General features: G+C 66.4%; 17 protein-coding genes. 8 read left to right on the top strand and 9 right to left on the bottom strand.

The genetic code is table 11. The features are described from left to right. The first annotated feature begins 219 nt into the window (after window positions 1-219). The 3 genes from NS355_RS10280 (at window position 220) to NS355_RS10270 (ending at window position 5,277) form a co-directional block, all read left to right on the top strand. Window positions 220-1,734 carry an ArnT family glycosyltransferase gene (locus tag NS355_RS10280; protein WP_244489645.1) on the top strand — a complete coding sequence of 505 codons (1,515 nt, stop codon included), beginning with the start codon at window positions 220-222 and terminating at the stop codon, window positions 1,732-1,734. A 74-nt stretch (window positions 1,735-1,808) separates the two neighbouring features. After that, the gene (gene yghU / locus NS355_RS10275; protein ID WP_058745627.1) at window positions 1,809-2,672 is read left to right on the top strand and encodes a glutathione-dependent disulfide-bond oxidoreductase; all 864 of its coding nucleotides are present in this window, start codon (window positions 1,809-1,811) and stop codon (window positions 2,670-2,672) included. A gap of 244 nt (window positions 2,673-2,916) precedes the next feature. Then, window positions 2,917-5,277: a hypothetical protein gene (locus NS355_RS10270; RefSeq protein ID WP_244489644.1), complete on the top strand. Its 2,361-nt coding sequence runs from the start codon at window positions 2,917-2,919 to the stop codon at window positions 5,275-5,277. Window positions 5,278-5,380: 103 nt separating this feature from the next. Here the strand turns inward: NS355_RS10270 and NS355_RS10265 are convergent, their stop codons facing one another. Then, window positions 5,381-6,163: a glutathione S-transferase family protein gene (locus tag NS355_RS10265; protein WP_058745625.1), complete on the bottom strand. Its 783-nt coding sequence runs from the start codon at window positions 6,161-6,163 to the stop codon at window positions 5,381-5,383. After that, window positions 6,160-6,606 carry a MarR family winged helix-turn-helix transcriptional regulator gene (locus NS355_RS10260; RefSeq protein ID WP_058745624.1) on the bottom strand — a complete coding sequence of 149 codons (447 nt, stop codon included), beginning with the start codon at window positions 6,604-6,606 and terminating at the stop codon, window positions 6,160-6,162. The genes NS355_RS10265 and NS355_RS10260 overlap by 4 nt, the downstream gene beginning before the upstream one ends. 110 nt (window positions 6,607-6,716) lie before the next feature. Between NS355_RS10260 and NS355_RS10255 the strand changes: the two genes are divergently transcribed. Then, window positions 6,717-7,142, top strand: coding sequence for an organic hydroperoxide resistance protein (locus NS355_RS10255; protein WP_058745623.1), 426 nt, complete (start codon window positions 6,717-6,719; stop codon window positions 7,140-7,142). A gap of 68 nt (window positions 7,143-7,210) precedes the next feature. Here NS355_RS10255 and NS355_RS10250 read toward each other — a convergent pair whose 3' ends face one another. Then, on the bottom strand, window positions 7,211-8,233 hold the full coding sequence (locus NS355_RS10250; protein ID WP_058745622.1) for a LacI family DNA-binding transcriptional regulator: 1,023 nt from the start codon (window positions 8,231-8,233) through the stop codon (window positions 7,211-7,213). Between the two features lie 63 nt (window positions 8,234-8,296). Continuing rightward, window positions 8,297-10,822: a TonB-dependent receptor domain-containing protein gene (locus NS355_RS10245; protein WP_058745649.1), complete on the bottom strand. Its 2,526-nt coding sequence runs from the start codon at window positions 10,820-10,822 to the stop codon at window positions 8,297-8,299. Window positions 10,823-11,016: 194 nt separating this feature from the next. On the opposite strand from NS355_RS10245, the gene NS355_RS10240 reads away from it, so the two are divergent. After that, window positions 11,017-12,531 carry a tryptophan halogenase family protein gene (locus tag NS355_RS10240; RefSeq protein WP_058745648.1) on the top strand — a complete coding sequence of 505 codons (1,515 nt, stop codon included), beginning with the start codon at window positions 11,017-11,019 and terminating at the stop codon, window positions 12,529-12,531. Between the two features lie 120 nt (window positions 12,532-12,651). Here the strand turns inward: NS355_RS10240 and NS355_RS10235 are convergent, their stop codons facing one another. Together NS355_RS10235 and NS355_RS19325 are read right to left on the bottom strand one after the other, a co-directional pair. Next, entirely contained in the window at window positions 12,652-14,013 is a 1,362-nt protein-coding gene (locus NS355_RS10235; protein WP_058745647.1) for an FAD/NAD(P)-binding protein, read from the bottom strand. 61 nt (window positions 14,014-14,074) lie between these two features. After that, complete coding sequence (locus NS355_RS19325; protein ID WP_244489643.1) at window positions 14,075-14,338, bottom strand: hypothetical protein; 264 nt, start codon at window positions 14,336-14,338, stop codon at window positions 14,075-14,077. Between NS355_RS19325 and NS355_RS10230 the strand changes: the two genes are divergently transcribed. Further along, the gene (locus tag NS355_RS10230; protein WP_244489642.1) at window positions 14,331-16,460 is read left to right on the top strand and encodes a S9 family peptidase; all 2,130 of its coding nucleotides are present in this window, start codon (window positions 14,331-14,333) and stop codon (window positions 16,458-16,460) included. The genes NS355_RS19325 and NS355_RS10230 overlap by 8 nt on opposite strands. Before the next feature lie 5 nt (window positions 16,461-16,465). Here NS355_RS10230 and NS355_RS10225 read toward each other — a convergent pair whose 3' ends face one another. Further along, window positions 16,466-16,954 (bottom strand): hypothetical protein, encoded by a 489-nt coding sequence (locus NS355_RS10225; RefSeq protein ID WP_209445062.1) that lies wholly within the window; start codon window positions 16,952-16,954, stop codon window positions 16,466-16,468. Between the two features lie 228 nt (window positions 16,955-17,182). Between NS355_RS10225 and NS355_RS10220 the strand changes: the two genes are divergently transcribed. Together NS355_RS10220 and NS355_RS10215 are read left to right on the top strand one after the other, a co-directional pair. Beyond that, window positions 17,183-18,547: an MFS transporter gene (locus tag NS355_RS10220; RefSeq protein WP_244489641.1), complete on the top strand. Its 1,365-nt coding sequence runs from the start codon at window positions 17,183-17,185 to the stop codon at window positions 18,545-18,547. A 32-nt stretch (window positions 18,548-18,579) separates the two neighbouring features. Then, window positions 18,580-19,707 carry a glycoside hydrolase family 68 protein gene (locus tag NS355_RS10215; RefSeq protein WP_058745618.1) on the top strand — a complete coding sequence of 376 codons (1,128 nt, stop codon included), beginning with the start codon at window positions 18,580-18,582 and terminating at the stop codon, window positions 19,705-19,707. Between the two features lie 39 nt (window positions 19,708-19,746). Here the strand turns inward: NS355_RS10215 and NS355_RS10210 are convergent, their stop codons facing one another. Together NS355_RS10210 and NS355_RS10205 are read right to left on the bottom strand one after the other, a co-directional pair. Next, complete coding sequence (locus tag NS355_RS10210) at window positions 19,747-20,796, bottom strand: LacI family DNA-binding transcriptional regulator (RefSeq protein ID WP_058745617.1); 1,050 nt, start codon at window positions 20,794-20,796, stop codon at window positions 19,747-19,749. 73 nt (window positions 20,797-20,869) lie between these two features. Further along, complete coding sequence (locus NS355_RS10205) at window positions 20,870-21,325, bottom strand: hypothetical protein (RefSeq protein WP_058745616.1); 456 nt, start codon at window positions 21,323-21,325, stop codon at window positions 20,870-20,872. Window positions 21,326-21,467: the final 142 nt, after the last annotated feature.

Raw genomic sequence — 21,467 nt, 5'->3', positions numbered from 1 at the left:
CGTCCGGCGGCGGCCGTAGCCGCAACCGGAGGTGTTCATGGCTAAGACGGAGCAGTCCCTGTAAAACCGGACATGGCCGCTGAAAAAATTTTCACCCGACCGGGAACCATGTCGATTTTCTTTGCGAAAGCCCCGGTGTCGATGACATGGACGGCGTCGCACCGGGCCGGGTCCGCAGGACTTCGCTCCGCCCGTCGCCCTCCTCCAACAGGGTTGCTGATGACGGAAATGACACCCGCCCGCCCCGCCTTTTCGACGCCGCAAGGCCTCAAGCTGTTTCTGAACCGGCCCATCGGCGCGGCGCTGGCCCTGCTGGCCTTTGCGATGCTGACCCGGATGCGGGATTTTGGCAATCCGGTCGCCCATGTCGATGAGCAATATTATCTGCTGGTCGGCGACCGCATCCTGCACGGCGCACGGCTCTATATCGATCTGTGGGACCGCAAGCCGCCAGGGCTATTCCTGTTGTTCTCCGGATTCAGCCTGCTGCCCGGTGACGGGCTCCTGGCCTATCAGCTGATCGGCACGCTCTGCACCGCCGCGACCGGCTGGCTGATCTGGCTGGCCGCGCGGCGCATGGGCCTCGGCTTTCCGGCGGGACTGGCGGCGGGTGCGGCCTATATCCTGTGGTTGCCGCTGCTCAGCGGCGGAAGCGGCCAGTCGCCGGTCTTCTACAATCTGGCGATGACCGCCGCTGCCGTGCTGACGCTGGAACTGCCGCGTCTGGCCGACCAGCGAGCGGTTGGCGCGATCATCGTCAGCGGCGCCATCGCCTGTCTGCTGGCGGGTATCGCGATCCAGATCAAATATACACCGCTGGTCGAGGGCGCGTTTTTCGGCCTCGCGCATCTCTGGTATCTCTGGCGGGCGCGGGCGAATGTCGTGGTCGTGGTGTCGTCGGCGCTGGCCTGGATGCTACTCGGGCTTTTGCCGACGGGGCTGGTCGTCCTGTCTTTCTGGCTGGGCGATGCGGCGGCATTCGACGCCTTCTGGTTCGCCAATTTCACCTCGATCACGCTGCGGCGCGGCTATCCGGCGGCCAAGATCATCGGGCGGCTGGCGGGAATCGGGGGGCAGCTGTTGCCGCTGATCGCCTGTGCGGTCTATAGCTGGCGCAGGGGGCCCAGGCATCCGGCGCTGATGCTGACCCGCATCTGGCTGGGCTTCGCGCTCGTCGCCTTTGCGATGATCGGGGCGTTCTTCGATCATTATGCCCTGCCGCTGGTCGCACCGCTGGCGCTCGCCGCTGCCCCGGCCTTTGCCCTCAACCGAAAGGCGGTGGCTGCGGTGTTCGCGATCGGGGCCGGGTTGTTCGTTTTCCACTCCGCCACCAACGACCCCGGCGAGGGCGACGGCATCCGCCGCATGGCGCGGGTGATGGCGGCGGTGGACGGGCGCGAATGCCCTTATGTCTTCGCAGGAGACTCGAGCCTCTACCATCTGTCGGGCGGCTGTATCCCGACCGCCTACGCCTTCCCCTCCTCGCTGGCCTATGAGGCGGAACGCGGCGCGATCGGGATCGACGAAAGCGCCGAGGTCGCCCGCATCCTCGCCCGCCGTCCGCCCGCCATCGTGACGCTCGACGATCCCTTCTCGCCCTGGAATGCCGCGACGCAGGCTCAGGTTTCCGGCGCTCTGGCACACGACTATCGACTGGTCATGGCGGTCCCGCGCGAGGAACGGCATGAGCTGCTCTACGTCCGCCGCGACCTGCCCATTCCGCCAGCGAAATAAAAGGCACGGTCGCGGTTGTTTTCGCCATCGCCCCCGCCCATCTCGCGCACCGGATCAAGCTGGAGCTACGAGCCATGAGCGACGACGCCTATACCCCGCCCGCCATCTGGACCTGGGACAAGGAGAGCGGCGGCCGCTTCGCCGCGATCAACCGCCCCGTCGCAGGCGCCACGCATGACAAGGACCTGCCGGTCGGCGCGCATCCGCTCCAGCTTTATTCGATGGGCACGCCCAACGGGGTGAAGGTCACCATCCTGCTGGAAGAATTGCTCGCCGCAGGGCACGCAGAGGCGGAGTATGACGCCTGGCTGATCAGCATCGCCGATGGCGATCAGTTCGGCAGCGGCTTCGTCGCGGTCAATCCCAATTCCAAGATCCCCGCGCTGGTCGACCGGCGTGGGTCCGAGCCGCTCGCCATCTTCGAATCCGGCGCGATCATGGTCCATCTGGCCGAGAGCTTCGGTGCGTTCCTGCCGACCGATCCGGCCGCTAGGGCGCGCGTCCTGTCCTGGCTGTTCTGGCAGATGGGCAGCGCGCCGTTCCTGGGCGGCGGCTTCGGCCATTTCTACGCCTATGCGCCGGTGAAGATCGAATATGCGATCGACCGCTATGCGATGGAGGCCAAGCGCCAGCTCGACGTGCTGAACCGCCAACTGGAGCATAACGCATTCGTCGCCGGCGACGAATACAGCATCGCCGACATGGCGATCTGGCCCTGGTACGGGCAGTTGGTGCTGGGTCGCCTTTATGACGCTGCCGAATTCCTTCAGGTACAGGACTATGCCCATGTCCTTCGTTGGGCGCGCGAGATCGATGCCCGTCCTGCCGTAAAGCGCGGGCGGATGGTCAACCGCACCTTCGGCGAGCCATCCGAGCAGCTGCGCGAACGGCATGACGCCAGCGATTTCGACACGAAGACGGCCGACAGACTGGGCTGAACACTCGATCCTCCCCTGCAAGGGGAGGTGGCAGCCCGAAGGGCTGCTGGAGGGGGCGTCCGCAAAGCGCATCATGTGCCGCACACCCCCTCCACCATGCCGTACATGGTCCCCCTCCCCGCAAGCGGGGAGGATGTGTAACGTGACGCCCGCATGTCATCTGCCGCGAATGGCTTGATCCCCGCCGCCGTCTGCGCCTTAAGTCCCCGCCATGCTCCCTCGCCTTCCCCTCCTACGCCCGCTGATGGCGCTGACGCTCGCGGCGGCCGCTTTGGTCGAAAGCCCGCTTTGCGCCGCCGACCCCGCGCCTTTCGACCTGCCGGGACCTGCCCTGCGCATTGCGGTGACGCGCGGCGACCGCACCCTGCCCATCGCCCAGGTGCCCAATCTTGCCACCGGCGACCGGCTGACGATCGAGGCGGACCTGCCCCGCGACCAGCGGGCGCATTACATCCTCTTCTCCGCCTTCCTAAGCGGCGCGACCAACCCGCCGCCCAAGGACTGGGTGAAGTCCGCCGAAACCTGGAAACCCAAGGACAAGGATCGCCGCCTGACCCTGACCGTGCCCAAGGGCGCACGGCAGATGGCGCTGTTCCTGGTACCGGAGACGGGCGGCGCATCGGGCACGATCGTCGACGCGGTGCGCGACCGGCCGGGTGAGTTCGTCCGCGCGGTGCAGGATTTGAACCAGGCCTCGCTCGACCGTTCGCGGCTGAACGCCTTTGTCGCGGCGATCCGCGCGCAGGAGAACAGCCACCCCGAGTTCCTGCGCACCCTCGCGCCCGCCCTGTCCAACAGCCTGGCGATCAAGCTCAACCCCGATTGCCTGGCCAAGGTGATCGAGTTGCAGGCGGCCTGTCTGCTCGAAAACCAGGAAAATCTGGTGCTGGCCGACATCCATAGCAGCTCGATGACCGACACGCTGATCGGGGCGCCGACCGATCTGGCACTACAGGTCAGCTACACGCGCGAGGCCGGGCTGGGCTATTACAGCCCCTATATCGCGGTGGTCCGCGACATCGCACGGGTGTTCGGCGCGTTCGGCAATCCGCAATTCGGCTATCTACCCACGCTGGCGACGCGTGACGGCGACCGGATGGCGCTGCTGCTCAATGCGGCTCCCTCCTTCGCCAAGCCGAAATCGGTGCTGGTTGCCGCCATGCCCGCCATCGACGCGGTCAGCCCGCCACGCCTGCGCGTCACCGGCGACGTGCCGCTCTGCGGAGCGCGGCCCGGCCTCGTCCTGCCGGTCGAGGGCGCGCCGCTGATCTATTCGACGGCGTTTGCGCGCGACATGATGGTGTCGATCACCACCGCCGACGGCAAGCGGCTCGACCTGCCCGTCCGCGCGCGGGCCGATCGCGGGGGCTATGTCCTGACCGATCCGCTGCCTGTGGGCGCCTTGTCGGGGAAGGTGTCCGCCAAGCTGCACGGTGCCTGGGGTTTCGATAGCTTTGAAGGCCCCAGCTTCACGCTGCAATTCCCGGGCAGCGGGGAGTGGCGCGCCGACGATGGCGGACAGAGCCTGGTCGTCGGGCGCGACAACAGCGTCGCCTTGACCGGCCCGGCCGCCGCCTGCGTGACCGGCGTGACGATGCGCAACGGCTCGGGCGCACCGCAGCCGGTGCCCTTCACCTTGCGCGGGGCGGATGGGATCAACGTCACCCTGCCGCTCAAGTCCGCGCGGTCGGGGGAGGTCACGCTGGAGGTGCAGCGGATCGGCGACGCCGCCCCACGCACGGTCGCCTTGCGCGCCTTCTCGCCCGCCAGCCGGATCGACACGGTGACGCTGGCGAAGGGAGACCGCTTCGCGACGCTGACCGGACAAAGGCTGGACGAGATTGCCGGGGTCGAGATCGGCGATGTCCGCCTATCGCCCGATAGCGTGACTCGCGAAGGCGATACCGACCGGCTGGTCGTCACCGCCGCCGATGGCCGCCTGCCGTCGGGCACCAGCGCGAAGATCAGGCTGACCGATGGGCGCACCCTGTCGGTGCCCATCACCGCCGCGCCGCCGCGCCCCGCCGCGACGCTGATCGCGCGCAGCCTGACGCCCAAGGCGGCGGCGGGCGCGGTCACGCTGGCGACCAAGGACGAGACGATCCTGCCCGATGATAGCCGCCTGACCTTCTCGGTCCGCGCGGCCGAGGGCCTGCGACTGGCCCCGACCGACGCGATCGAGGTTGCTACGGCCGATGGCAGCGCGTCGGTGATGCTGGAGGGCGGACGCGACGTCCGGCTGTCCTCGCCCGACATCGCGGTGGCGACGCTCGACCCGGCGCGGCTGGGTCCGGCGGCGGCGGGGGGCTTGCGCTATCGGATCGTGCGCGGGGGCATCAAGGGCGACTGGAGCCCGCTGGCCACGCTGGTCCGCTTGCCGGGGATCGACGCGATCACCTGTGCCGCCGATGGATGCCAGATGGCGGGGCGCGACCTGTTCCTGATCGACCGGGTGGCGGCGAGTGCCGATATGGCCGGAGCCGTGAGCGTCCCGCCGGGGTTTACGGCGTCGCGGTTGGCGGTGCCTCAGGCGCAGAACGGGTTGCTGTACGTCACGCTGCGGGATGCGCCGGCGGTGGTGTTTACCTTGGCGCAGAGGTCATAGGGTTTCCCTTGGCCTTCGACTTCGCTCAGGCTGAACGGGGTTTGGGGTTTTGGGGCCTTGTACCGAAAGCCGGTCACGCTGAGCGAAGTCGAAGCGCACGCCCCTAACCCGGCCACGAAAAACGGATATTGTCCTCTCGCAAACCATCCAGGACCACCGGCATTCCGCCTGAGCGGATCATCCATTCCACCCGGTGGTCGCGATATTCGCGTCGTCGTCCGCCGCTGCGGTAATGGTCGGCCGCCTGCGCCATAAGCGCCGCCGCCACATCGAACTCGGCAAAGGTTTCGGCAACCGCAGGACGCGCCGACACCCGCTCATGCCACAGCGCCAGCGGCGATCCCGCCACCGGCCCGAGCCCGTAATGAACCGAGCGGTTGACCATCGGCGCGACCGCGGCATCGGCCCGTCCGAACGCCTCGCCGCCGAACCACGGCGCGTCCCCCAATCGCTGCGTCAGCCACGCCTGGAGCACCCGCGTATCGGTCGCCGCGACATGGCGCATATCGGCCGCCAGCGCCCCCTCGGCCCGGCGGAACCACAGGATCTCGCCATAGCCCCAGTTCACCGCCTCATAGGAGCCGTCGACAATCTCCTCGACCTCGCGCTGGCGGGCGCGGGCGAGCGGGTCGCGCGGCATCAGCGGCGTCCCGGGCCAGCGTTCGTCGAGATAGTCGAGAATGATCGTGGAATCGAAGATCGACTGCCCGCCCTCGACGATCAGCACCGGAACTTCGGTGCGGGGATTGGCAGCGGCAAAGGCCGTGTCCTGCCGTCCTGTCCCGAAGTCATCCGGCAGCACGCGGGTAAAGGCGATGCCCTTTTCGCGCAGGGCGATCTTCACCTTCTGCCCATAGGAGGACAACGGATGATCGTAGAGGATCACACCGCCGCGCCGTCGCGCCGTTCGAGCGCCAGGCGTAGCGCGTGCACCTCGGCCTTAAGCGCCTTGAGGTCATCGACCTCCATCCCCGACCGGGCGATCAGTTCCTCGCCCAGGCAGCCGCACCGATCGCGCATGTCGCGCCCGGCGGGGGTCAGGCTGACCCGCACCTGCCGCTCGTCCTGCGGATCGCGTCCGCGCACCAGCAGCCCGGCGGCCTCCAGCCGCTTGATCAGCGGCGTGACCGTGCTGGACTCCAGCGACAGGCGGTGGGCGATCGCACCGATCGTCCGTCCATCCTCCTCCCACAGGACATGCAGCGCCAGATATTGCGGGTAGGTCAGGCCGAGCTGGTCGAGCATCGGCTTGTAGCTGCGCTGGATCGCCATGTTGGCGGCATAGACCGCAAAACACAGCTGTTCGTCGAGCGGCCATGGGGCCGACATTCGCCATCTCCCTTTAGATGCAAATGCATATCACGATAAAAGAAGCGCTGGACAAGCCTGTTCCGTGACGCCATATATTTATCGCGATAAGGATTATCGGAGACATCACCATGACGATCGACGTGAAGTACCAGACCCAGGCCCGTGCGACGGGTGGCCGCGATGGCCATGCCGCTACTCCTGACGGCACGCTCGACGTCAAGCTGTCGACGCCCAAGGAACTGGGCGGCGCGGGCGGTGACGGCACCAACCCGGAACAGCTGTTCGCGGCAGGCTATTCGGCCTGTTTCATCGGCGCGCTGAAGGTGGCGGGCCAGCAGCTGAAGGTGAAGATTCCCGATGACGTCGCCGTGTCGGCCAAGGTCGGCATCGGTCCGCGCGCGGCGGGCGGGTTTGGCATCACCGCCGACCTGACCGTCGAACTGCCGGGCATCGACCGCGCCGAAGCCGAGAAGCTGGTCGAGGCCGCGCACCAGATCTGCCCCTATTCGAACGCCACGCGCGGCAATGTGGATGTCGGCCTGACGCTGGCCTGACATCCGTCCATACTCCCTGAACCTTCCCGGCGCGGTCTGATCTCCCTAAAGACTGCGCCGGTTTTGTGTCAGGCGGAGTCGCGCACGATCAGGCGGGGCGGCATTTCCAGCCCCGGTGCGGCGGCCCCGTCCAGCCGCGCGAACAGCGCCTCGACCATCGCCCTCGCCCCCGCCTCCAGATCCTGTCGGATCGTGGTCAGCCGGGGGATGGCACGCTCGGCCAGTGGTAGGTCGTCAAAGCCGGTCACCGCGACATCGCCCGGCACCGAGCGCCCCCCGGCGACCAGCGCCGCCATCGTCGCCAGCGCGATCATGTCCGACGCCGCGACGATGCCGTCGATCCCCTGCCCTTCGCGCGTCATGCGTGCCAGATTGGCCGCGATCTGGTCGGGCATCAGATCGGGCGCGAGCGCCACGTCGAGTTGCTGCGGCGGCTTCAGTCCGGCATCGGCCATCGCATCGCACAGCCCCGCATGGCGCTGCGCCAGTTCCAGCGTGCGGACCTCGCCCATGAAGGCGATGCGCCGCCGCCCCGTCGCGATCAGATGCTCGCCCGCCAGCCGCCCGCCCAGCCGGTTGTCGACGCCGACCGCGCAGTGATGCTGTCCCGGCATGGTGCTGCCCCAGACGACCAGCGGCCGATAGGTCTCGGCCACCGCCTCGATCACCGAAAGCTGGTCCGACTGGCCGATCAGCAGCACGCCGTCGACCATGCCCGACCGGGTGATCCGCGACAGCCAGTCGTCGTCGTCGGGAATGATCCGCGACAGCATCACGTCATGGTCGCGCGCGGCCAGTTCGTCGGCGAGATGACCGAGCAGCGTCATGAAGAAGGGATCGGACAATCGCTGCCGCCGCTCATGGCCCAGCGGGATGGCGACGCCGATCACGCCGGTGCGTTGCGCGCGCAGGCGGCGGGCCATCTGGTTGATCTGGAAATTATGCTCGGCGGCCAGCGCCTCGATCCGCGCCCGCGTCTCGGCATTGACCACGCTCTTGCCCGCCAGCGCGCGGCTGACGGTGCCGGGCGACACGCCCGCCAGCCGGGCAATGTCCTTCAGGGTGCGGGCGGGTGGGGACGCATCGGTCATGGCCAGCCTCCTGAAACGAAAATGAGGCGGATGCCAAGTGGCACCCGCCCCAAGGGGAGTGGATCAGAAGCGGTAGCGGACCGAGGCCGTCACCGTGCGCCCGTAAAGCGCGGTATTGTTGAACACGCCCTGCGTCGCCGACAGGACCGGGAAGATGCCGCCGCCGCCACGGAAGCCCAGCTTGTCGAAGATGTTGTTGGCGTTCAGGCCCAGCTCCAGCTTGTCCATCGGCCGCACGGTTATGAAGCCGTTAAAGAAGGTCGAGCCCTTGATGGTGTAGAGGTTGAAGTCGTCCGACTTGGTGCTGGTCTGGCCGTTCATGCTGACGCCGAACGCGATCGGACCGGCGTCATAGGAGGGCGACACCACGAACAGGAAGTCGGGCAGGCCACCGGGCTTCTTGCCGACCAGCCCCGGCGTCGCGCTGCTGGTGATCTTCGAGTTCGCATAGGTCGCGTCGACCGCCAGGTGGAAGTCGCCGTACGTCACGCGGCTCGTGAACTCGATACCGTAGGAGCGATAGCCGTTCGAGATGTTCGGATTGTTGTTCGGCGCCGGGTTGTTGATCCGGGTGAAGTCGTAATTGTTCTCGGTCAGGGTCGAGTGGAAGCCGGTGACTTCGACCGAATAGGATGCCCCCCCCAGCCCGCCGCGCTGCTTCAGGCCGATTTCCTGCTGGTTGAGGAAGTTGACCGAGGTCGCCTGCCCCTGTGCGTTCAGCGAGCCGTCGGCGTTGAAGTTGCCCGACAGGACACGACGGTCGGCGTTGAAGCGACCGCCACGGCTGGCGCGGGCAAAGACGCTGGTCTTGCTGTCAAAGGCATAGAGCGCGCCGACCGACCAGCTGACATAGCCATCGGTGTAGTTGATCTTCTCCACGTTCGGGCTGAGCACCAGCGAAGGGATCAGCGCCGAGCCCAGCGCGTCGGTCACGCGGGTCGTCGGACCGGCGACGCCGCCCTGCGCGGTGCCTTCGCCATGCACGCTGTCATAGCGGATCGAGGCGTCGAGGTTCAGCCCGCCGACCTCGTAACCCGCCTGCAGGAAGGGCGCGACATCGGTATAGGTCAGGTCGACACGGCGCGCGCAGCAGCTGCCCCAATTGTCGTTGAACCCGGCCTGGCCCGCGGCGGTCAGCTGCGTGCCGGTGGTCGAGAACAGGTCGAGCGGCGCGGCGTTATTCCCGTTCAGCTCGCTATACTGGCGGTTGACATGCCAGTCCTGGACGATGTTCTGCCGCATCACGAACAGACCGGCGGTCAGCCGCGCCTTGCCCGGCCCGACATCGAACTTGCCGTTCAGCGTCAGGTTGTTGGCGAAATTGTCCATGTTCTTCATGAACACGTTGATGTTCGGGTTGTTGTTCACATAGGGACCCGTGAACAACTGGCCCGTGTTCGGCCCGGCCGCATAGCGGACAGAACTCACCGTCTGGCCGTTGACGGTCGAACCGATCAACCCGCCCGTCCCGGTCAGCGTCTGCACGTTGATGAACTGGGTAGTGAAGTTGCCGCTGATCCACTGGTAACGGATCGTGTCGTCCAGCGAGATATTGTCGGCGATGTCGTAATGCACCTGACCGCTGATGCCGGTCACGCGCGGGTGGATGCCCTGCACCTCGGCCGTCTTCACGCCGCCATTGTCATAGTCCAGATACTGGAAGTTACGGTTGTAGATCGTATAGGCCGACCCCGACCGCCCGTCGAAATTGGGGAGCGGGGTGAAGCCCGTCACCCGGTCGCCGTCCAGCGTGGCCAGCGTCGGCGTGGTGGTGTTGGTCGGGGCCTGTTCGTCCAGCCGCTTGAAGTACAGGCGAATGAAGCCGCGATTGTCGGGCAGATCCTTGGTGATGTTCGCCTTGATCTGATAGCCGCGCAGGATGTTGAAATTCTCGTTGGTGTAGCCGCCGCCGTTGCGCGCATAGCCGCCGATGTGGAAGCGCGTCGTCTCGTCGATCGGGCCGCCATAGTCGAAATCGACGCGGTGTTCGCGGAAACCCAGGCCGTTGGAATAGGCGATCTGGCCGCCTTGCACGTCACCGGTCTTGCTGATGAAGTTGATGACCGCGCCCGGCGCCTGGCTGGCGAAGGTCGAGGCCGAACCGCCGCGCACCGCCTCAACCGTCTTGATGTTCTGGTCGAAGCGCAGCCAATAGTCGTTGTTGCCGAAGTTGATGTCGCCGAACAGGACGTCGGGCAGACCGTCTTCTTGCAGCGAGACATATTCCGAGCCGCCGGTCGACACCGGGATGCCACGCACGCCGATATTGGCGTTGCCGCCCGGACCCGCCGTATCGCTGGGCTGAAGGCCGGGGATGTTGCGCAGGATTTCCGCGGTCGAACGCGGGGTGAAGTTCTGGATCGCCTCCTGGCTGACCTGCGACACCGAGATCGAACTGCGGAAACGCGAACGCTCGCCGCTAGTCGCGGTGACGACGATGTCTTCGCTGGACGCGCCGGCATCGGGGGTGGCACCCTCCTGGGTCGCCGGGGTCGGGGCCTGGGCCGTCTGCGCGAAGGCCGGTGCACTCACCAGCGCCATCGCCAAGGCTGCCATCGATCCGCAGGACCGCAGAACGCTCGTCGTCATATCCCTCTCCTGATTCGCCCCGGTGTCCGGGATGTCGTGCATGTTGGATAACATACGCGCAATCGTTTGCAACGGATCATTGCAAACCATTGCAAAGAAATTTACCTATCTGTGATCGAGAAAGCACAGCGGCGCGCGTGCCGCCGACCGGCTAAGAGTGCGAAGGACCATAAGTGTCCGAAGGAGAGATGGCGATGACGACCCCTTCCCCCGATGCGATCCGGTCGGTCGTGATCGTCGGCGGCGGCACGGCGGGCTGGATGACGGCGGCCGCACTGGCCCATGCTATGCCCCATGGCCTGTCGATCACACTGGTCGAATCGGACGCCATCGGCACGGTCGGCGTCGGCGAGGCGACCATTCCGCCGATCCGCCTGTTCAACCAGACGCTCGGCATCGACGAGGCCGAGTTCCTGCGCGAGACCAAGGGCAGCTTCAAGCTGGGCATCGAGTTCGTCGGCTGGGGACGCGCGGGGCATCGCTATTTCCATCCCTTTGGCACACACGGCAAATCCTTCGATCTGGTGGCGGTGCACCAGCATTGGCTGGCGGCGGGTGGCCCCGACAGCGACATCGCCTTCGACGACCTGTCCATGGCCTGGGGCGCGGGGAAGCGCGGGCGCTTCGCCCAACCCATGGCCGATCCGCGCAGCGTCGCCTCGACCTTCGACTATGCCTATCACTTCGACGCCGGACTCTATGCGCGCTTCCTGCGCCGCTATGCCGAGGCGCGCGGCGTGGTGCGGGTCGAGGGGAAGATCGCGGGCCATGCGTTGGAGGACACGCTCGGCCATGTCGCCTCGGTCACGCTGGACGATGGCCGGGTGCTGGCGGGGGACCTGTTCGTCGACTGCTCGGGCTTTCGCGGGCTGCTGATCGAGGAGGCGCTGGGCACCGGCTATGAGGAGTGGGCGCACTGGCTGCCCTGCGACCGGGCGGTGGCGATGCCGTGCGCGACCGGCGGCGACGGGCTGACGCCCTATACCCGCTCGACCGCGCGCGAGGCCGGATGGCAATGGCGCATCCCGCTTCAGCATCGGACGGGCAACGGCTATGTCTATTGCAGCCGCCATATCTCCGACGACCAAGCCACCGCGACGCTGATGGCGAACCTCGACGGTCAGGCGCTGGGCGATCCGCGTTTCCTTCGCTTCACGACCGGGCGACGCAAGCTGATGTGGAACCGCAACGTCGTCGCCATCGGCCTGTCGAGCGGCTTCATGGAGCCGCTCGAGTCAACCAGTATCCATCTGATCCAGGCGGGCATCGCCAAGCTGCTCGCCTATTTCCCCACAAAGGCGTTCGAGCCTGCCGGGATCGCCGAATATAACCGCGTCGCGATCACCGAATATGAGCGAATCCGCGACTTCCTGATCCTGCACTACAAGCTGACCGAGCGGACGGATTCGGCTTTGTGGCGGGATTGCGCGGGGATGGATATTCCCGACACGCTGGCGATGAAGATCGACCATTTCCGCGCCGCCGGGCGACTGGTCGCGCGCGACATGGACCTGTTCGGCCCGGCCAGCTGGGCCGCAGTGCATATCGGGCAGTTCAACATGCCCGAGGGGCTGGACCCGCTATTAGCCTATGGCGATCCCGCGCAGAGCCGGGTGTTCGTGGCGAAACTGGCCGGCGCGATCGGGCAGATGGCGGAGTCGATGCCGACCCATGCGCAATGGCTGACGAAGATCGGGGCGACACAATAATTCCTCCCCTTGCAGGGGAGGTGGCAGGCCGAAGGCCTGACGGAGGGGTGTCCCGCTCTCGAGAGGGTTACACCCCTCGACCATGCTACGCATGGTCCCCCTCCCCGTTCCGGGGAGGGTTTAAAGCCCCTCGCCCCCGACCCATTGCGCATGCGCCAATCGCCGCGCGAGTTCCCAATTCTGCTGGCGCAGGTCCGGCACCGCCACGACCTCCCACAGCCCGCCGCGCGTCATCGGGCCGATGCAGTAAAGCCGGTCGTCTACACCGCCATTCGCCGCCACAACATGGCTCTGCGCATCGACCTCCAGCCCGATACGAAGCGCATCCGGGCGGATCATCCCCTCGCCGATCAGCTGCCGGATCAGCGGCTCGCGCGAACGAAGCAGATCGCCTTGCGGACCAGTACAATTGACGATCCGCGCGACTTTCAGCGTCTCGATCGCATCGCTCCCGCGCGGCCGCCAATGGACCAGCGCCCCCTGCCCGTCCGGCTCCACGCGCACCAGCTTGCCGCCCGCGATCGACAGCCGCCCCGCCTCAACCAACCCGTCCACCCGGTCCGCGACCGAGGGTGCGAGGCGGTGGCGGTGCACGTCCCAATAGGGCCTTACATGCCGCAGGAAGCGTGCCCGCGTCGCACCATCCGCCGCGCCCCACATCATCTGCGTCACCGGGCGAAGCGCATCGACCGCACCGCGCCAGCCCTGTTCCTGCGCCGCGCAGCGGATATGCCGGACCAGCGCCGACAGGCTGGCGGCGGGGCGTTCGCGCAGGGGAGCCACAGGCGGTGTCTCGGCATGACGGCGCGGGGCCAGTCCGCGACGCGACATGGCGATGGTCCGCCCTCCGAACCCGCTGGCGTCCAGCAGCAACGCCGCATCGATCGCGGTCAGCCCGCTGCCGACCAGCAACACCCGGTCGTCTTCGCTCAACCCTTCGGCGATATCGCCAGCCCAGGGGTCCTCGCGATAACAGCCTTCCGCCAGCAAAGCCGGATCGATCCCCGGCGGCGTGTGCGGCGGCAGGTTGCCCAGCGCCAGCACCACCGCATCCGCCGCCAGCTCTTCGCCCTCCGCCATCTTCAGGCGATAGCCTTGCCCGGCCCGCTCCAGCGCCACCACCTCGCCGCTCGCCAGGGTCAGCCGCGCCGGGTCCGCCGCGATCGTCTCCATCAACAGGTCGCGCAGATAATCGCCATAGACGCGGCGGGGCACGAAGGTCTTGGCATCCCCCGTCCCGCGCGCGACCAGCCAGCGGACGAAATGATCGGGATCGTCGCGCAGCGCGCTCATATTGCCCGCACGTACGTTCAGCAGATGCTCGGCATGCGCCGCGCTATAGGCGACGCCGCGCGCCAGCTGGTTGGCCCGCCGCTCGATCAGCGTCGCGCGCGGTCCGCCATGGCGGACCAGATTAATGGCCAGCAACGTGCCCGCAAAGCCGCCGCCGATGATCGCGACATGCTCGATTCCTGCATCCATCAACCGGCCCATCCCTTCGTGATCGCCACCGCCGAGGCCCTAATCCTATCGCGGCCGATCTTCACGCAGATTTGAGTATACGATTTTGAAAGCAGTCGTTAGGCTCCGATGCTTCTGATCGAGGAGTGGGTGGGTCGATGCGGTCGTGCTGGCGGATGTCCGGATTTTTGGTTTCGCTGTCGTCGATCACTTTGGCGGCCCCGCTTATGGCCCAGACGCCGGTGCCCGTGCCGCCGTCCGACACCTCGTCGTCCACTATGCCAGCCGCCGCGCCGTCCGGCGCCTTGTCTGTCGCGGGAATTTTCGGCCCAGGAGCGGTGCGCACCGAGTCCGTTCGTGCCAGCCGCTGGGGCAAGGACGGCGAAAGCTATCTCGCGCTCGAGGACGCGCCCAAGGGCGGGCAGGATATCGTCCGCTATGCGATCGCCGACGGACGGCGGCAGGTCGAGGTCGCCGCCGCCGATCTGGTCCCGCCGGGGGCACGTGCGCCGCTTGGCATCGACAGCTATGAATGGTCGCCCAACCATCGCTGGCTGCTGATCCAGACCAACGGCAAGCGCTTCCGCCGGACCAATGCGCTGTCCGACTACTGGTTATACGACACCACGACCAAGCGGCTGCACCGGATCGGCGGCGATGCCGCCCCCTCGACCCTGCTCTACGCGACCGTCTCGCCGGACAGCCGCCGTATCGCCTATGTCCGGGGCAACAACATCTATGTCGAACCGATCGAGGGCGGCGCGCCTGTCGCATCGACGAAAGACGGCGACGACTATGTCGTCAACGGGCTGGCCGACTGGGTCTATGAGGAGGAGTTCGGCGTCCACCGCGCGTTCGAGTGGAGCCCGGATTCCCAGCGCATCGCCTTTCTCCGCTTCGATACGAAGGGCGTCGGCACCTTCGACATGGTGAAGAACACCGGCGGCCAATATTCTCAGGTGATCCCGCTGCAATATCCCAAGGCGGGAACGACCAACTCGGCGGTGACGACCGGCGTGATCGATGTCGCCGATGGCGCGACCCGCTGGTTCAAGCTGACGGGGGATCCGCGCCAGAATTACGTGCCCCAGATCAGCTGGGCGGGCGGCCCCGACGCCCTGTTCATCCAGCAGTCCAACCGGCTCCAGAACACCTACAACGTCCTGCTCGGCGATCCCGCGACCGGCGCGGTCAAGCCGATCATGGTCGAAAAGGACGCCGCCTGGGTCGAGGCCAATCCCGCCCCCGAATGGCTGAACGGCGGGCGCAGCTTCACCTGGCTGTCCGAACGCGATGGTTGGCGGCACCTCTACACCATCGACCGGGCAAGCGGCCGCGCGACGTTGCGTACGCCGGGCAAGTTCGATGTGGTCGAGCTGCTGAACGTCGATGAAAAGGCGGGTTATGCCTGGTTCATCGCCTCGCCCGACAATCCGACCCAGCGTTACCTCTATCGCACCACCCTGTCGGGCACGCCCAAGGTCGAGCGGCTGACCCCGGCGAACCAGCCGGGCACGCACAGCTACGACATCGCGCCGGGTGAGCATTGGGCGCTGCACACCGTATCGCGCTTCGACGCACCGCCGGTGACGGACATGCTCGACATGACCCGCCAGCAGCCGCTGCGCACGCTGGCCGCCAATGCGCCGCTGGCGAGGCTGGTGAAGGACACAGGCCTGCCCGCGACCGAATTCTTCCGCGTCGATATCGGCGGCGGCACGCAGCTCGACGGCTGGCTGATCAAGCCGCCGGGCTTCGATCCGACCAAGCGCTATCCGATCCTCTATTTCGTCTATGGCGAACCCTGGGGGCAGACGGTCGCGGACCGCTGGGCCGGGTCGCAGGGGCTGTGGCACCGGATGCTGGCGCAAAAGGGCTATCTGGTCGCCAGTCTCGACCCGCGCGGGACTGCTACGCCGCGAGGGCATGACTGGCGCAAGATCATCTATCGCCAGGTCGGCATCCTCGCCTCGGCCGATTATGCGGCGGGCGTGCAGAAGATGCTGGCCACCCGGCCCTATATCGACCCCGCCCGGATCGGCATCTGGGGCTGGAGCGGCGGCGGCGCGATGACCCAGAATGCGCTGTTTCGTTACCCGGACCTCTACAAGATCGGCATCGCGGTGGCGGGGCCGACCGACATGACGCTCTATGATACCATCTATCAGGAGCGCTATATGGGCCTGCCGCAGGACAATGTGGAAGGGTACAGGAACGGCTCGCCGATCACCTTCGCAGACCGGCTGAAGGGCAATCTGCTGCTGATCCACGGCACGCTGGACGACAATGTCCATTACCAGAACCAGGATCAGCTGGTCGACCGCCTGATCCACTTCAACAAGCCGTTCACGATGATGGCCTATCCCGACCGCAGCCACGGCATCTATGAGGGCGAGAATACCAGCATCCACCTCTATTCGCTGATGACCCGCTATCTGGAGACGAACCTGCCGCCCGGCGGGCGGTGAGTGGATCAGGAGACCCAAAGCATCCGGGGCTTGCCGTCACGCCGCCAGCCTTGGGGCGTGCGGATGTAGCGGCTTCGCGTGGCGGAGCCGCACAGCCCCGTGCATGTGCACAGGACTTCCACCGTCGCCGAACGGCCATCGGTCGCGATGATGGGCGAACCGATCGCATAGATATAGGCGGCGATAGGGCGCGGTCCCGGGAGCGGGGCATGGATATCGGCCCGCCGCCGGGCATCGTCGTTCACCATGCGGTAGCCACTCGGCAATACGGTACGAAGGTCCGGGCATAGCTTCATGAGGCCGCTGCGCTCCGGGTCAGTTTCGAGATAGGTTTCGTCTCCGGCCCAAGGCCGCATGTCCGCCAATATGGCCCGCCCGACATCGCAGACCGATTTCGACGGCGCAGGTTGGGCGGCCATCGGCGCGATCAGCAGACTGACGATCGTGAACAGCATGGACAGGTCCTCTTCGAACCGGACGATCAACCGTCGCACGTCTTCGTGCAAGAGGTTTGCCCGGTCGGCCGCCCGTTCAAGCGCAAGAGCGCGGTCCTAGCCAAGCGCGACGAAACGCCCTGACCTCCCATTATTTTGCCCTGACGCCGTTCATCGATCATCGTTGCAATCGTTTGTTGCAATCCGTGATGCGGTACGCCATGATGGCCTCGACGCGGCAAGCCAGCGATAGACTATAGGCCCACCCCCGCGTGCGAGAGGACCCGCATGACCCCCTCTACTCCTGCCGGAATCATGGCCTTGGCCAAGCCCCGCCTCTCGCTGACCCGCATCCTGGAGATGAATCTGGGCTTCCTTGGCCTGCAATTCAGCTTCGGGCTGCAACAGGGGAACATGGCGCCGATCTACAGCTATCTCGGCGCGTCCGAGGCGCAGATTCCGCTGTTGCAGATGGCCGGGCCGATGACGGGCCTGCTGATCCAGCCGCTGATCGGCGCGATGAGCGACCGGACGGACAGCCGCTGGGGACGCCGCACGCCCTATTTCCTGATCGGGGCGGTGCTGTGCGCGCTGGGGCTGTTCTTCATGCCGCTCAGTTCGTCGCTGCTGATGGCGGTGTCGCTGCTCTGGATTCTCGACGCGGGCAACAACATCACCATGGAGCCGTACCGTGCCTATGTCTCCGACCGGCTCGACGGGTCGCAGCATAATATCGGCTTCCTGACGCAGAGCGCCTTTACCGGGCTGGCGCAGATGCTCGCCTTCCTCACCCCTTCGATCCTGGTCTGGGCGGGGATGAACCCGGACTGGGTGGATGGGCACAACATCCCCTATACGGCGCGCGTGGTCTTCATGATCGGCGCGGTGCTGTCCTTCGCCACCATCGTCTGGTCGATCAAGCGGGTGCCCGAATTGCCGCTGGCGCCCGAAGAACGCGCGCGCATCGCCGCTGCGCCCAAGGGCATCGGTGCCACGCTGAAGGAAATCGGCGACGCGATCCGCGACATGCCGCTGCCGATGCGCAAGCTGGCGTTGATGAGCCTTTTCCAATGGTATGCGATGATGGCCTATTGGAATTACGTGATCTACGCGATCGGCCGGTCGGTCTATGGCACGGCGGACGTGACGTCATCCGGTTTCCATGCCGCGGTGCTGACCAATGGCGAGGTCGCCGCCTTCTATAACGGTGTCGCCTTCGTCGCGGCCTTTGCGATGGTGCCGCTGGCCAAGCGGATCGGCGCCGCGCCGCTCCATGCCGCCTGTCTCGTCATCACCGGCATCGGCATGATGGTGCTGCCGCACATGACCAGCAAGGCGATGCTGTTCCTGCCAGCCATCGGCATCGGCCTGGGCTGGGCAAGCATGATGGGCAATCCCTATGTCATCCTGGCAGGCTCGATCCCGCCCGAGCGGACGGGTGTCTATATGGGCATCTTCAACATGATGATCGTCATCCCGATGCTGATCTTCGGCGTGACGCTGCCGCTCTTCTATAAAAGCTGGCTGGGCGGCGATCCGCGCAACGTGCTGACGCTGTGCGGCGTGCTGATGCTGATGGCCGCCGTCTCCGTCTATACGGTGCGCGCCCGCAATGCGCAGGGTCTGCCGCTCGGCGCCGCCCCGCAAGCCTGATCCCCCTTTTTCCGATTTCTCCCTGAGGTATCATGACCGAAACCCCCGCCCCTGCCCATTGGTCCGCCGACGCGCTGGCCGGGATCGCTGCGCAGACCGACGCGCGCCTGCCGGTGTTCACCGCCGCCGATGTCGTGCCGATCCTGCCCGACCATGATTTCTGGGACATGTGGCAGATCGCCTATGCCGATGGCCGCACCGCCTTTTTCGCCGGACGCAGCTGGTGGTTCTTCCTGGCGACGCCGCGCCTGTCGGATCCCGAGATGCGCCATGACGAAGCCCGCATCCGCCTGACCAGCTATGGGACGGACGGCTGGCGCGATCACGGCGTGACCTTTGCCGACGGCTTCACGCCGGGCAGCCGCGAATGGTCGGGTTCGGCGGTGCTTGGCGAGGACGACACGACGCTGACCATGTATTTCACCGCCTCCGGACGGCGCGGCCAGCCCCGCACCTTCGAGCAGCGGTTGTTCGAGACGCAGGGCCGCTTCATCGTCGAGGGCGATACCGCCCGCACGGAGGGCTGGAGCGAGCCGGTGGAAAGCGTCGCGGCGGACGGTCATCACTATATCGTCGCCAACCAGGCCGAGCCGGAAAATGGCGGCATCAAGGGATTTCGCGATCCCGGCTATTTCCGCGACCCGGCGGACGGCGCGGAGTATCTGCTGTTCGTCGGCTCGGCAGGCTGGGTGAAGCAGGATATCGACGGCGTGGTCGGTGTCGCCAAGCGTGAGGGCGACCGCTGGACCATCCAGCCGCCGCTAATCGAATCGCTTGGCGTCAATGCCGAGCTGGAGCGGCCGCACATCATCGTCCGCGATGGCCTGTATTACTGCTTCTGGTCGACCCAGGGGAAGCGCTTCGCCCCCGGCCTCGGCGCGCCGACGGGGCTCTATGCCATGGTCGCCGACAGCTTTGCGGGACCATGGCGACCGGTCAACGGCACCGGGCTGGTCGCCGGCAATCCGGTGGAAGAGCCGACCCAGGCCTATTGCTGGTGGGTCACGGGCGAAGGCGATGTCACCAGCTTCGTCGATTATTGGGGCACGGAAGGCCGCGACGCGGGCGGCGACGTCGCGCTTCGCCGGGAGCGGTTCGGCGGGACGGCCGCCCCCTGGTTCAGGCTGGCGTTCGATGGCGATCGGGTGACGATCGCCTGATCGATGACCATTGCTCCCCATGATCGGGGAGCAATGGCCTCAGGCCGTTTCGCGAAGCACCAGTTCGGGATCGAGCACGACCGAACCCGCCTCGTCCCCGCCGATGCGGGCGAACAGCGCGTCGACCATTGCCTTCGCACCTGCCGCGATGTCCTGGCGAATGGTGGTGATGCGCGGCACCGCCTGCGCGGCGAGCGGCAGGTCGTCATAGCCGATGACGGGCAAGGTATCGGGCACCGCGATCGCGCGGTCGGCGAGTACCCTCACGGCGGTCATCGCGATCATGTCCGACGCCGCGACGATCCCGTCGATCGCGACGGTCCCTCCGCCCTGCTCCAGCAGCACATCGATATGGGCGGCGATTTCCTGCTCCATCACCTCGGAGGCGAGATGGGTGGAAAGCTGGACCGGGCCGCCGTCCAGCCCGGCCTCGGCCATGGCGCGCGCCAGGCCGTCATGGCGCTGGCGAATCTCGGGGGCGCTGATATCGCCCAGAAAGGCGATACGACGGGCACCCCGTTCGATCAGCCGTCGTCCCGCCAGATAGCCCCCCTTGGCATTGTCGGTGCCGACCGCCGCATGGACCTGATCCGGCAGGTTGACGCCCCAGGCGACGAGCGGACGATAGCGGCTGGCGACCCGCTCGATCGCATCATATTGGTTCGACTGGCCGATCAACAGCACGCCGTCGACCATGCCGCTATCGACCACGCGGTCCAGCCAGTCGGGCGCATCCGGGATCACGCGCGACAGCATCACGTCATAGCCATTCTCCGTCAGCGCATCGGCCAGATGGCCCAGCATGGTCATGAAGAACGGGTCGGACAGATGCTGGCGCCGGTCATGCCCTAGCGGAACGACGATGCCAATCACGCCGGTGCGGCGGGTCCGCAGACGGCTGGCCATTTGATTGGGGCGAAAGCCGTGCAGGTCGGCGAGCGCCTGGATCCGCGTCCGTGTCTCGGCATTGACCAGCGACTTGCCCGCCAGCGCGCGCGAGACGGTGCCGGGCGAGACGCCCGCCATTTCCGCCAGATCCGCGATCGTCCGCACCCGGCGACCGCCCCCTCCCGTAATATTGTCTGTCATATGCGAATGGTAGCCAAAGCTTCATCGCGCTAACAAGCAGGCAACGGAAATTGCAGCCTTTTCCTCACATAGATCAACGATATTCGGCGCTGACGTCCATTTTTAGGCCATGTAGCGCTACCACGTGCCTCCCCCGACATTGCGGAACACCGACGATCCGCATCCAGCGTGGCCCGCCCGGCGGGTGAATCCGGGCATCGATGGTAAAGCCACGCCGATGACGGATCGCATAGGCGCGCAGGCGCTCGACCGCCGACAAGGATTCGGATCGGTAAAGGGGTAGTACGCCAAGCCGATCCAGAGGGCGATCCCGCTGCCAGTCGAAGAGGTCATAGACGCCCGTCGACCAGTGAAGTCCTTCGGAGGACAGATCGCAGGACCAGCGGCCCATGCCATGCGCGGCAAGCCAGGCATCATCGGCCTCGGTCAAAGCCGGATCGGGGGCGCATAATTGCCCCAGGTCGAAACGCACGCCACGCTCGAACAAGGGCCAGCTATGGTTCAGCGCGAGCGGTTCGGCTGGCTTCATATGGCACTCCACGACAGGGCGTAGAGGCTATGCCTAAAGTCCTAATCCGGATTTAACACCATCGGAGTGCGCGACGACAGGTCTCCCCACCCCGCCCGGAGCGGGGAGACCGGCCGGTCAGACCTATGTCTCTTATACCCAT

Origin of the sequence: Sphingomonas yabuuchiae (genome assembly GCF_001477495.1) — a bacterium.
GTDB lineage: Bacteria > Pseudomonadota > Alphaproteobacteria > Sphingomonadales > Sphingomonadaceae > Sphingomonas > Sphingomonas yabuuchiae_A.
Note: the sequence above shows the minus strand (reverse complement) of the source record. Positions and strands in the feature narration are given on the sequence as shown.

Excerpts from the sequence above, each read along its gene's own strand:
- NS355_RS10280 (WP_244489645.1), top strand. The coding sequence starts at position 220 with ATGACGGAAATGACACCCGCCCGCCCCGCCTTTTCGACGCCGCAAGGC.
- yghU (WP_058745627.1), top strand. The coding sequence starts at position 1,809 with ATGAGCGACGACGCCTATACCCCGCCCGCCATCTGGACCTGGGACAAG.
- NS355_RS10270 (WP_244489644.1), top strand. The coding sequence starts at position 2,917 with ATGGCGCTGACGCTCGCGGCGGCCGCTTTGGTCGAAAGCCCGCTTTGC.
- NS355_RS10260 (WP_058745624.1), bottom strand. The coding sequence starts at position 6,606 with ATGTCGGCCCCATGGCCGCTCGACGAACAGCTGTGTTTTGCGGTCTAT.
- NS355_RS10255 (WP_058745623.1), top strand. The coding sequence starts at position 6,717 with ATGACGATCGACGTGAAGTACCAGACCCAGGCCCGTGCGACGGGTGGC.
- NS355_RS10250 (WP_058745622.1), bottom strand. The coding sequence starts at position 8,233 with ATGACCGATGCGTCCCCACCCGCCCGCACCCTGAAGGACATTGCCCGG.
- NS355_RS10245 (WP_058745649.1), bottom strand. The coding sequence starts at position 10,822 with ATGACGACGAGCGTTCTGCGGTCCTGCGGATCGATGGCAGCCTTGGCG.
- NS355_RS10240 (WP_058745648.1), top strand. The coding sequence starts at position 11,017 with ATGACGACCCCTTCCCCCGATGCGATCCGGTCGGTCGTGATCGTCGGC.
- NS355_RS10235 (WP_058745647.1), bottom strand. The coding sequence starts at position 14,013 with ATGGATGCAGGAATCGAGCATGTCGCGATCATCGGCGGCGGCTTTGCG.
- NS355_RS10220 (WP_244489641.1), top strand. The coding sequence starts at position 17,183 with ATGACCCCCTCTACTCCTGCCGGAATCATGGCCTTGGCCAAGCCCCGC.
- NS355_RS10215 (WP_058745618.1), top strand. The coding sequence starts at position 18,580 with ATGACCGAAACCCCCGCCCCTGCCCATTGGTCCGCCGACGCGCTGGCC.
- NS355_RS10210 (WP_058745617.1), bottom strand. The coding sequence starts at position 20,796 with ATGACAGACAATATTACGGGAGGGGGCGGTCGCCGGGTGCGGACGATC.
- NS355_RS10205 (WP_058745616.1), bottom strand. The coding sequence starts at position 21,325 with ATGAAGCCAGCCGAACCGCTCGCGCTGAACCATAGCTGGCCCTTGTTC.